The organism is Pseudarthrobacter sp. GQ63 (genome assembly GCF_059758765.1).
Genome location: NZ_JCAXEF010000023.1, coordinates 21,308 through 32,467, shown reverse-complemented (window position 1 = coordinate 32,467; position 11,160 = coordinate 21,308). Strand labels below are relative to the sequence as shown.

Annotated in this window: 12 protein-coding genes; 8 read left to right on the top strand and 4 right to left on the bottom strand. The window is 59.2% G+C overall.

The window, feature by feature from the left end; all coding sequences use genetic code 11:
* Positions 1 to 50: 50 nt before the first annotated feature.
* From AC6CHP_RS20415 to AC6CHP_RS20400, 4 genes are read right to left on the bottom strand one after another with little or no spacing between them, the layout of a single operon-like run.
* The gene (locus tag AC6CHP_RS20415) at positions 51 to 656 is read right to left on the bottom strand and encodes an ATP-binding protein (protein WP_498231967.1); all 606 of its coding nucleotides are present in this window, start codon (positions 654 to 656) and stop codon (positions 51 to 53) included.
* The gene (locus AC6CHP_RS20410; RefSeq protein WP_498231961.1) at positions 656 to 1,156 is read right to left on the bottom strand and encodes a three component ABC system middle component; all 501 of its coding nucleotides are present in this window, start codon (positions 1,154 to 1,156) and stop codon (positions 656 to 658) included. The genes AC6CHP_RS20415 and AC6CHP_RS20410 overlap by 1 nt, the downstream gene beginning before the upstream one ends.
* Positions 1,157 to 1,175: 19 nt before the next feature.
* A complete protein-coding gene (locus tag AC6CHP_RS20405; protein ID WP_498231965.1) occupies positions 1,176 to 1,307 on the bottom strand; it encodes a hypothetical protein in 132 nt (43 codons plus the stop codon).
* Position 1,308: 1 nt separating this feature from the next.
* A complete protein-coding gene (locus AC6CHP_RS20400) occupies positions 1,309 to 3,114 on the bottom strand; it encodes a sulfatase family protein (protein WP_498231959.1) in 1,806 nt (601 codons plus the stop codon).
* Between the two features lie 532 nt (positions 3,115 to 3,646).
* On the opposite strand from AC6CHP_RS20400, the gene AC6CHP_RS20395 reads away from it, so the two are divergent.
* The 8 genes from AC6CHP_RS20395 to AC6CHP_RS20360 are packed head-to-tail and all read left to right on the top strand — an operon-like array spanning position 3,647 to position 11,034.
* Complete coding sequence (locus AC6CHP_RS20395) at positions 3,647 to 5,206, top strand: ABC transporter substrate-binding protein (RefSeq protein WP_498231957.1); 1,560 nt, start codon at positions 3,647 to 3,649, stop codon at positions 5,204 to 5,206.
* A 3-nt stretch (positions 5,207 to 5,209) separates the two neighbouring features.
* Positions 5,210 to 6,157: an ABC transporter permease gene (locus tag AC6CHP_RS20390; RefSeq protein WP_498231954.1), complete on the top strand. Its 948-nt coding sequence runs from the start codon at positions 5,210 to 5,212 to the stop codon at positions 6,155 to 6,157.
* 1 nt (position 6,158) lies between these two features.
* Positions 6,159 to 7,028 (top strand): ABC transporter permease, encoded by an 870-nt coding sequence (locus AC6CHP_RS20385; protein ID WP_498231952.1) that lies wholly within the window; start codon positions 6,159 to 6,161, stop codon positions 7,026 to 7,028.
* Positions 7,025 to 8,653: an ABC transporter ATP-binding protein gene (locus tag AC6CHP_RS20380; RefSeq protein ID WP_498231950.1), complete on the top strand. Its 1,629-nt coding sequence runs from the start codon at positions 7,025 to 7,027 to the stop codon at positions 8,651 to 8,653. Before AC6CHP_RS20385 ends, AC6CHP_RS20380 begins: the two co-directional genes overlap by 4 nt.
* A 56-nt stretch (positions 8,654 to 8,709) precedes the next feature.
* Positions 8,710 to 9,420, top strand: coding sequence for a TetR/AcrR family transcriptional regulator (locus AC6CHP_RS20375; RefSeq protein WP_498231948.1), 711 nt, complete (start codon positions 8,710 to 8,712; stop codon positions 9,418 to 9,420).
* Positions 9,421 to 9,433: 13 nt separating this feature from the next.
* The gene (locus tag AC6CHP_RS20370) at positions 9,434 to 10,399 is read left to right on the top strand and encodes a formylglycine-generating enzyme family protein (RefSeq protein WP_498231946.1); all 966 of its coding nucleotides are present in this window, start codon (positions 9,434 to 9,436) and stop codon (positions 10,397 to 10,399) included.
* A 17-nt stretch (positions 10,400 to 10,416) separates the two neighbouring features.
* A complete protein-coding gene (locus AC6CHP_RS20365; protein ID WP_498231944.1) occupies positions 10,417 to 10,794 on the top strand; it encodes a YidH family protein in 378 nt (125 codons plus the stop codon).
* Between the two features lie 3 nt (positions 10,795 to 10,797).
* The gene (locus AC6CHP_RS20360) at positions 10,798 to 11,034 is read left to right on the top strand and encodes a DUF202 domain-containing protein (protein WP_498231942.1); all 237 of its coding nucleotides are present in this window, start codon (positions 10,798 to 10,800) and stop codon (positions 11,032 to 11,034) included.
* The last annotated feature ends 126 nt before the right edge of the window (positions 11,035 to 11,160 follow it).

Below are 11,160 nucleotides of genomic sequence, written 5' to 3'. Positions count from 1 at the left end.
GGCTTCGTCGAGCTTGCGGGTATGACGCCGGATATCGCGACGCAGTTCTGTTAATTTCTCCCTCTTCCGGAGAGTGTCTGCTCCCTGGGCGCCGAGAAAGTACGGGAAAGTGTCGCGGATCGCCTGCTTCTGGTAGTCACGATTCTGGCGTGGAAAAGCAGATCGGGGTTGGCGATTTCTCCCTGGCCTTGGAAGCAGTAGTACAGGGCGTGCTTGAAGTTAGCAGCAAGGGCACGGCGGGTCTGCCCCTCCCCCGGTACGTGGAGGTTCTCCTCAATGCCAATTAGACCACCGAGGTAGTCAAGCAGGTCGGTCGTGTTGGCGTTGACTACTAGTTCAGCGAAAGTCGGGACTTCCAGCGAACCGATGGTGAGCATAACTTGCGAGCTACTCACGCCGTGCGGAGGAGCAGGTCGGCCGATGAAGAACGAAGTGTCGCCAACGTGCGCGAGCAACCCGTACCACGCGACCGTGTTTTGAATTGGCCCGAGGGGTGCATTGGGGCTGTCACCCCCGAGGAGGAATCGGAGGATTCCGATGATGCTCGTTTTCCCCGTACCGGATTCTCCAGTAATGATGTTGAGTGTGCCGGGCCGGAATCGGATTTCCCGTATCCCGCCATCGGCGTTGTAGAGAAGTAGTGCGTCGAGTTGCATCACGGTTGGACTCCCCAGTGTGCGAGCGTATTGGCTTCATCGATGTCAGATACGCCGAACCACTTTCCGAGAAACTTGGCTGCCCGAAGGCAGCTATTCCAGTCGGCTGTGGGGTGAAGCGTACGCGGACGTCTTCCCACAGTGCCTGCGGCGAGGCCATTGTGCGTTCCTGACAAAACTGCATGCCGGAGCCCAAAAGTGATAGCACCGGCGGTGAATGGCCGGAAGCCCCGGACTCTTTCAGGGAGGTCCATAACGAGGACTGGGTTCTCTCGAAGCCAGCTCCACATTGACGTAGCAGTTGTCCCTGGAAGCGCTTCCCGTGTCGGCCTATGCAAAGCGGTGGGCAACAGAAGGAAAGCAGTAGTGATAGGCATAGGAGCGTCCGCCTTCTCGGAGTACCCCTTGCAGGCGTTGTGGAGCAGGACTGAACAGAATGCGGGATTAAACAACGCGCTTGTTTCAGAACCATACCCGGGCCCGAGAGATTGAGCACTCATATAGATTCCTTAAATCCACTCACGGTTTGGCCTCGGCGAGCCGATGTCCCATGAGGTCGATCCAGTCCCGGTGCCAGCCGATCTCAAGTCGGTCGGCGAGAATGTGAAGAGAGCCCAGAGGCAGATACCCAGACGTTACTCCTGAACGGATTTCATATCAGGTGCTCGTATTCATTGGTTGTGCCTGAACGCTCTGTCAGTTCGTGGTGCAGCGACCGCACGTCAGCCCAGGAGATTCCTGGGAGCGTGACTGCGAGTTGCCACGGTGACATTTTCCGGACGCGTTCGAGCAGTCGTGGGTCTTCGATGATCATGGGGAAGTGTTTGCCGATGACAGAAGTTGAGGTTTCGTCGGTCAATAGTTCTTCAAGTGTCCAGAGCGCTCCGGGCCCGTCGCTTTCAAAGTTGTTTTTGGGGTCCGGCTGGTTTTGGGACTGTAGCACTTGCGGCCACATCTTCCGGACCTGCAGGTGGGATTCGTCCGGCGCTCCGTGCAAGGGCAGGCCGAGGCGTTGGAACTGTGAAGGTGGCGCGTCGTTCAGCCGCATTTGGTCCACGAGGAGGTTCATCATCCTCAGCTCCAGGACGTCATCCATGATCGGGGTGATCTGCTGCGGGTCTGACTCGAGGTCAAACAGCAGGGCACCAAATGCGTACGGGTTACCCATGAGGTTGCCCTTCATCTCTAATGTGGGCGTCTCTTTGGTGAAGGGGAACGGTGGAGCGAGCTTGACGTCTTTGAACTCGCTGGGATGGAAACGGCTGGTCATGTGGGTGGGCATTAGGGTGTATTCGAGCAGAGGAGAATTATCTGGGCTGGCGCAGGTGCGCATGTAGACATAGCGGCCGTCCGTGACGTTAACGTGGGCGCCGTAACTGCCGAATAACCCGGCTTCCCGCAGGGCCCGGTCTTCGTTGAGGACTGGTGCCAGATCCTTTCCCTGCATATCGGGCGGTAGCGGTACAGAGAAAAGCGAGAGCAGGGTCGGGGCGATGTCAATCGTCTGAACCAGAGACTTGCGCCGTTGGCCGGCAGCAGCCGGGTTGCGGGGGTCCCAGACGAAGAGCGGGGTGTGGATGTTCTCGTCAAACCAGGGCTGAACGTTTTTGCCCCACCAGCCCTTTTCTCCAAGCAGAAGGCCGTGGTCCGTCATGACGATGAGCATGGTGTCCTCCCAGAGCTGGTTTTCATCCATGGCGTCCAGGACCCTGCACAGCGAACTGTCACACATTGTTAGGAGTGCGGCGTATTCGTACCGTGCATGTTCGACTGTTGCGTCGTCTTCAACGGAGCGTCTGTAGTCCGGCCAGTCAAAATGGGGCCCGGAGTAGTCGTGCAGGTAGTGCTGTTTATGCTCGTCGTAGCTGAAGAATGGTTCATGAGGGTCAAAGCATTCGATCTGCAGGAACCAGTTGTCCTCTCGGTGGTTCGTGTTGATGAACTCCAGTCCAGCGTCGAAAGTCTTCGTCTGCGGATGGTTCTTCACGTCCTGCAGGTATTGCCTGTTGACCCAGTCCTGCCGCCACGTAAAACTGTCCCTCCAGCTGATCGTGTCCGGAATCACCGGATCGGCCACATGCCCCTTCCACCGGTCACCTTCCTGCCCGCGACAGAACTCATAGGTGCGAAACCGGTTGTGGTACGTGGCTCCCCCGTCTTCCCAGTAGTGCTGGTGATCGGTAACAAGGTGCGTATACACGCCGTTGTCACCAAGAATTTCCGGCGCTGAGTCATCGAACGGCTCAAGCGGACCCCAGGAGCGATGCAAAAAGTTGTACCTTCCGGTATGCATTTCCCTCCGCGCAGGCATACAGGGCATGCTGCCGCCGTAACAGGTCTCAAAGGTCGCCGCTTTCTCGGCAAGGCGCTGGAAGTTGGGCAAATGGGTCCAGTCAGCTCCGTAGCTGGGCAGGTATCTCCGGTTAAGGGTGTCGAACAGTACGACGATCGCTTTCAAAGGGACTCCTCGGGTGGAAGCAGGCAGCTGGCCCGCGGATCATGGCTTTTGGATAGAAGGGACGGCCGGGTCAGCATCTTGGACAGCAGGTTCCGTGAATGTGCCGCACCCGCGTTTGTTGCCACGGTGAAGCCATAGTTCCGGACTGCGTGCTGGGTTGTCTCTGAAACATTTACGCGGGCACCAGCTCCAGCGGCAGTCGACCGCGCTCCATACAGAAAGCTAACGGACTGCCCAGACGGCCGACAGCACGCGCGGCCCCTGAGGCATCGCCGTCGGTGTTGCTACAAGGGGCGCCGTTGGTCTTGAGCGCCTCCAGCAATGGGACGATCCATGAAGATCTACCCTGGCTCGCAGGCCCAGGTTGATTCCTTTCGCGCTTCATGTATGTCCTCTCAAAGACGTCAATGTCCGAGCGTTGATGGGAGCAATCTACAAACCTAGCGAGTACTCGGTTAGTAGTGTATCTTAGTTCCAGCAAGAGTGTGATACCTCACATTCTTGGAGGTACTCAACGATGAGGAGAGCGACGATGAAGTTACTGAGTCCTAAGGGGAATCGCAGGACGACGGCCGGAGTTACCGCCTTGTTCACTGCTGCTGCCGTTGCATTGAGCGGTTGTGAAGCCGGGCAATCAACTTCACCTACCAACGCAAGCCCGAAGGCCGGCGGGAGCGTGGAAATCGCCCAGGCAGGTGATTTCCAGCCCAACAGCATCCTCGCGCTGCGGGCAGGCAATTCTCCCTGGGTTACAAGCGTGTTCGAGTCTCTGACCCGTCTGGATGAGGAAGGCAAGCCGCAGCCGCTCCTGGCCACCGACTGGACGTTCGCCGAAGACGGCCGTTCCATCACGCTCAATCTCCGCGACGATGTTTCCTTTCACAGTGGCCGGAAGATGACTGCAGAAGACGTTGCGTGGACGTTTGAGAAAACGAAGGATCCGGCGAGTGGTTCCCAGGTCGGCTTCATCGCTCAGCAGTTCACGGCTGTAGAAATGCTTAGCCCGACCAGCCTGAAGATCACTTTCGCCAATGCAACCAATCCGGCGACCATTTTCGATTACTTCGAACAGACCTACATCCTTGATCAGGAGAGCTTCGCAGGCCTCGCTGATGGATCGAAGGTCATAGGTACGGGGCCCTACCAGTGGAGCGCTTACCGTCCCGGTGTCTCAGTTGAACTCACCCGCTACGACGGCCATTGGGATAAGGAAAATGGATCGTATCTGGATAAGGTTTCTTTCCAGCGTGTTGGTGACAGCACAGCGCAGCTCTCGGCGTTGCGCAGTGGCCGCGCCAAGCTCGCGTACGGTCTTGGCCTTACGGATGCACAGGGTTTTGTTAACGACCCTCAGTACCAGGTCGCGGACGCCGCTGGAACCATCTACCCCATGGGTGTGGATGTCACAAAAGAACCCTTCGACGATGTCAGGGTCCGTCAGGCTTTGGCATATGCCATTGACGCCGAGCGGATCAACCAGCAGGTCTACGCCAACGCGGGGACCGTGACAGATGTCTTCTGGGGCGCCAATGCTCCCGGGATCACCGACGGACACCGCAACCGCTACAACTATGACGTCGACAAGGCCAAGAAGCTCATTGAGGAAGCGGGAGCAACCGGGGCCGAGGTTCCGATCACCGTCGTGACGTTGCCAACCATTCAAAGCGAATATGAAATCATCGCCAACAACCTTGAAGCAATTGGCCTCAAACCCAGCGCAGTGACGGTGGACGAAACGACATTTAACTCGCTGCAGAACCAGGGGAATCTGGGGCCGGCGTTCCTCCTTCTCCATGGCCAGGTAGGTTTCGGCGAGACGACGATGCTCAACTCCTTGCCCTCCCTCAGGGCCAACAACCCGTCCCACTTCGACAGCCCCGAATACCAGCGACTCCGTCAAGCCTTCCTGACCGCTAAGGAAGAAGATTCTGAAGCAGCGTTAAAGGAACTGACCGAGTACATGTTGGACGAGGCCTGGACTGTTCCCGTACTGCAGGCTCCTGGCAAAGTCGTCATTGCCAAGGATCTGCAGGGAGTTTCCACCACCAAGCGCGGCGCCCTTTTGTTCGACGAAGCATTCTTGGCAGGATAATCAATGACTCACTTCCTCCTGAAGAAACTGCCGTCGCTCGCGATCGTGGTCTTCATCAGCGCAATTATTGCTTTCATCCTTCCCCGCTTGGCGCCGGGTGATCCTGCCGCAGCGCTGGCCGGCGCGGATGCCACACCTGAACAGGTGGCAGCAATCCGGGAAGAAGCGGGTCTGAACGAGCCCCTCGTCGCACAGTTTCTAAACTGGGTGACGGGGATCTTCCGCGGAGACCTAGGCCAGTCCTACCTCCAGAACGTGCCTGTGACTGAGCTGATCGGCAGCAGGGTTGCAAGCACACTAGAACTGGCCGGACTGGCCGCCATCATCATGATCATCGTTGGCCTCACCCTGGGCGTCCTTGCCGGCTCTCCCCGCTCACGGTTCGCACGTACGGTCCTTGACGTCACCAACACGGTCATGCTCGCGACGCCGCCATTCCTGACCGGGCTCCTGCTGATTCTGCTCTTCGGAATCGCCTGGCGTCTGCTGCCTGTAAGTGGCGAAATCAGTCTGCTGGAAAACCCGGTTCGAGGGATTCAGTACCTGATTCTCCCGGCCATAGCTTTGGCGCTCTCCCAGGCGGCGGTGATCGCCAGACTACTTCAAACCTCCATGCAAAGCACCCGCGGGGAAGACTTTGTGGATCTTGCCCTCGCCAAGGGGGCCTCCCCCCGGCGCATCACCTACCGCCACGTACTGCGCAACAGCCTGGGAGCGGCCGTTGTTGCGATCGGGCTCCGCCTGGGCGAGCTTCTGGGCGGCGCGCTCGTCATCGAGGCTATCTTCGCACGCAACGGCCTTGGGCAGCTCGCCATTATCAGCGTTCAAAACCGCGACTATTTCGTCATTCAGGTCCTGATCCTTGGCGCTGTTGTTATCGCGGTCGTCCTTCAAGTGCTTACCGAGCTCATCTTGGCGGCCCTGGATCCGCGCATCCGATTGGAGGCCTGACATGGCTACCGTTACCTCAGCCCCACGCAACCAACGACGATTTCAACTCAGCGCCTCAGTTCGCCGCTATCTGGCAGCTTTCCGCACACCCAAGGGAATCATTGGCTCAGCGGTCTTGATGCTGCTGGGAGGCATAGCCCTGCTGGCGCCCATGCTGTTCCCGGGCGGCTATGACGTCCAGACCAGAGACTCTCTGTTGCCGGCATCGCCGGCGCACCTGTTCGGAACCGACGAGCTCGGCCGAGACATCTTTGTCCGCGCCATATACGGTCTACGTACCGACTTCAGCATCATTCTCGCAGCTGTGCCCATCAGCATGGTCGTAGGCACTGCGCTCGGACTTATCGGCGCCCTCTCGCGGATAGCAGGCACAGTCGTGCAGCGCGTGCTAGATATCATCCTCGGTTTCCCCGGACTGGTTTTGGGCATCTGCATCGTCCTCGTCATGGGGCCGGGCTGGGCAGCGCTGGTCACGGCCATCAGCATCGCCGGGTTGCCCGCCTTCGGCCGCCTCTCCAGGGCCGCAATGATGGCCCAGATGGACCGTGAATACGTCATAGCGGCGCGGACCTTGGGTGTGAGCCGTAAAACTATCCTCGTTCGGCACATCCTGCCGAACGCCATTGACCCCATCCTCGTCCAAGGAGCGGTCTTCGTCGTTGGTGCCATCTTCATTGAAGCCGCCCTCAGCATCGTTGGCCTGGGAATCCAGCCGCCGGAGCCTTCGCTGGGAACGCTGCTCAACGTCGGTATGCGCTACATAAACCAGGCACCTACGTACATCCTTGGCCCGACCCTCATCCTCATTTTGCTCGCCCTCGCGTTCAGCCTCCTCGCTGACGCCCTTAACGAGACTGTGAACCGCAAATGACCACGTCAACCGAAAACCAGCCACTTCTTTGCGTCAGCGATCTTGTCGCAACGTTTCCTACCCCGGCGGGTGTCGTGCGTGCCGTCGACGGAGTCTCCTTTGAAGTCCGTCCCGGACAAATACTCGGTATTGTCGGGGAATCCGGATCCGGTAAGTCCGTGACGTCCCGCTCCATCATGCGCATGCTTCGTTCCCCTGGCCGGATCGACAGCGGTTCCATCGATTTCCGCGGTAAGAACCTGCTGGAACTCACAGAAGAGAGCATGCAGCAGGTGCGGGGCAGGGACATTGCCATGATCTTCCAAGACCCGCAAGCTGCCCTCAACCCTGTGATGCGCATTGGTGACCAAATTCAGGAAGCCTTGCAGATTCATGGAGTGGACGCCAAGGCTTCACGGGAACGCACTTTGGAACTTCTTGAGCAGGTGGGAATACCAAATCCCGACCGGGCAATTTCCCGGTATCCCCATGAATTCTCAGGAGGAATGCGCCAACGAGTGGTCATCGCCATCGCCTTGGCCAATAAACCGTCTCTGCTGATCGCCGACGAACCGACCACAGCACTGGACGTCACCATCCAGGCCCAAATCCTCAAACTAATCGGCAAACTGCGGGACGAACTCGGTATCGCCATCGTTTTCATCACCCACGACATGGGTGTCGTCGCCGAACTCTGTGACGACGTCCTCGTGATGTACCACGGGAAAGTCGTCGAGCACGGGTCGGTCCACCAGGTCCTCACGTCCCCGAGGGAGGCTTACACTCAGGCCCTCATGGCAGCGGTCCCCCGCATGGATTCACCCCTACGCCCCGCACCTCCGGCAACAATACCGGCGCTGGTGGTCGACAACCTGAAAACCAACGTCAATACCGCCCGCCACGGCCTGTTCCACAAGCCCGAACCCTTCTTCGCCGTCAACGGAGTCTCCCTCAGCGTTGCGCCTGGTGAGACACTGGGCCTGGTTGGCGAATCTGGATGTGGGAAATCGACCCTGTCGCGAACCATCGTCGGAATCAACAAACCCTATTCGGGCAAGATCGAGGTCGCCGGCCGCGACGTGACAGCAATGGACAAAGAGGACCGGAAGAACGTGGCCCGCGCCATCCAATACGTGTTCCAGGACCCCTTCTCATCCCTGAATCCGCGCCGAACCGCAGGACAATCCCTTGAAGAAGCACTGCGCATCGCGGGGGTCCCCCAGCAACAGGTAAGGGAACGCAGCGCTGAGCTTCTGGACCGGGTAGGTTTGGGAGCACAGTATCTGGACCGCTATCCGTACGCCTTCTCCGGCGGACAACGCCAGCGCGTGGGTATCGCCCGGGCGCTGGCAGCAGAACCGAAGGTTCTCATTCTCGACGAACCCGTTTCGGCGTTGGATGTATCCATTCAGGCGCAGATACTCGAACTCCTGGAGAAGCTGCAGGACGAGCTCGGCCTCGGCTACCTGTTCATTTCACACGATCTGTCAGTAGTACGTGACATCAGCCACCGGGTCGCAGTCATGTACAAGGGCGAGATTGTGGAACAAGGGAGCGTGGAACAAATCTTCGACGCTCCTAAACACCCCTACACGGTAACCCTGCTGGCGTCCACGCCAAGTCTGGAACCACAATCTCTGAAATGATGGGGACTGGCCGCAATGTACGGCCGTCACGAGGAAGCATGGGAGGGAGGACGCCGATGACGCGGAGACAAAGCGAGGCCTCAGCCAAAGTATCCCCCTCCGCGGGAGGCTCCGAGGTGAAAGGGAGAGCACGTGGTGATGCCCGGAAACGCCAGATACTGGATGTCGCCCTTGAACTTTTCTCGGCAAGGGGATTCCACGCCGTCAGCGTGGCAGATCTGGCCAACCAAGTTGGCATGACCCAAGCGGGATTACTGCACCATTACCCAACCAAGGCTGCACTCATGCTTGCGGTCCTTCAGGAACGCGAGGACCGCAATAACCGTGACCAGCAACTTCGCCTGCAGTCAGGAACTGACTACTTCACCGCCCTTCTTAACACCTTGGAGGAGAACGAAAAAAAGCCCGCCCTCGTCCAACTGTTCGCTGTCCTATCCGCAGAGAGCCTTTCGACGGAACACCCAGGACACCAATGGTTCGTGGAGCGTTACGAGAGGACGGTCGCTTCAACAACCCGCGCCCTCGAGGGGCTGGTAGACGAGTCGAAGCTTCCGCCAGGGGCCACCGTAGAGACGGTGGCCCGGTGGATCATAGCCTTGGCAGATGGGCTTCGGATCCAGTGGCTGCTTAGCCCTGTGCCGATAAGCCGTCACGAACACGTCCGGCTGTTCATCCAGCTCCTTGAGCCGTACACGTTCAATCAGGAAGCCGGCGCCTTCAAGATTCTGGGCTCCGGAGCTGCCGTGAGCACGTCCCAGAGTCAGTAGTGGATCGTTGAGTATGAGTACCAACCACAGCGAGCTGCCGGTGGCGGGCTGTTGTGTGCCTTCCCGTGACACACCAGCACTACAGCACCTGAAGAATACGCCGAAGATCGTGGGACGAGACGCCCTCAGGCACGACGACGTCCTGATACCGGCTGGGTCTTTTCTGATGGGTGACAGCTTCGGGGAAGGGTACCCAACGGATGGTGAAGTCCCGGTCCACCCAGTGGAACTTGGAGCGTTTTCGATCGATGCGACGGCGGTGACAAACGAGCAGTTCGCCGCCTTTGTTGACGCAACGGGATACAGAACTGAAGCGGAGAAGTACGGCACATCCGCCGTGTTCCACCTCGTCGTGAAGGCGGACAAGAAAGACATCATCGGCGCAGCTTCTGGTTCACCGTGGTGGCTTACCGTGAAAGGCGCCGACTGGGCCCATCCTGCAGGCCAAGGGCAACACTGGTCCGAGATCCCGGACCACCCGGTCGTTCAGGTTTCCCACGATGATGCCCTCGCCTATAGCCACTGGGCGGAGCGCCGGCTGCCCACAGAAGCAGAATGGGAATACGCCGCCCGCGGAGGCCTCGAGCAAAACCGCTACCCCTGGGGCAACGAACTGCTCAAGGCAGACGGCAGGCATAACTGCAACATCTGGCAAGGCACATTCCCCGAAGTAAATACCGTGGGTGACGGTTACCTGGGAACAGCGCCGGTTCGCAGCTTCCCTCCCAACGGATACGGCCTATACGAAGTCAGCGGCAACGTCTGGGAATGGTGCGCCGACTGGTTCTTGCCCAAGTACTACCGCAACTCACCCACCGCAAACCCAGAAGGTCCCACCATCGGAAGGGGACGGGTCATGCGCGGCGGCTCCTACCTCTGCCACGATTCGTACTGCAACCGATACCGCGTCGCGGCCCGAACAGCCAACACCCCCGATTCATCCAGCAGCAACTGCGGCTTCCGAACGGCGTCAGCGTGACCGGTCCTGATGCCCCCATGCCTCCCCCACAAGCCCGGAGCAAGATCGCAGAGCAGCTGCTACCCGACGGAACCGAGCCTGACCCCCGGTTCACACTCGCCAACGAACGCACGTTCCTAGCCTGGATCCGCACGTCCCTGGCGCTGTTGGCGGGCGGGATCGCTATCGAGGCATTCACCTCGGACCTATTCATGGAGCCGGTTCGCAAGGGGCTCGCCGTACTCCTGCTGCTCCTCGGCATGCTGCTAAGTGCCGGTGCCGCCATGCGGTGGCTCCGAGTGGAACGCAGCATGCGCAATAAAGCTCCGCTGCCGTTGCCGCTCATCGTCCCGCTGCTGGCCGGGGCGGGCGCGCTGGCAGCCGCAGTCGTCCTGGTCTTCATCCTCTGGCCGTGAGGTATGGGAAGCAGTAGTGGGCCTGCCGAGATTCATGGAGACCCGGGGCTCCAACCGGAACGGACCACCCTCGCCTGGGGCAGGACCATGATGGCCTTGGTGACGGTCTGCGCGATTTTCCTACGCTGCCTCCCGCATCATGGGCTCCCGATCCTGTTGTTGTTTACCGTCGCGATTGCGGCGGCTGCCGCCATCTACATCACCCAACGCCGCTACAGTGCCAGTTCCCAAGGCATCTAACGTGAGAATGTCGACCCCGATATCCCCGGCGTATTCTGGACCGTCTTCGCGGGGGTGGCACTTGGTGGGATCGGTATCGGCATTGTCCTCGTCGCCTAAGACTGTAAAGGCCCGATGAAGAATTAC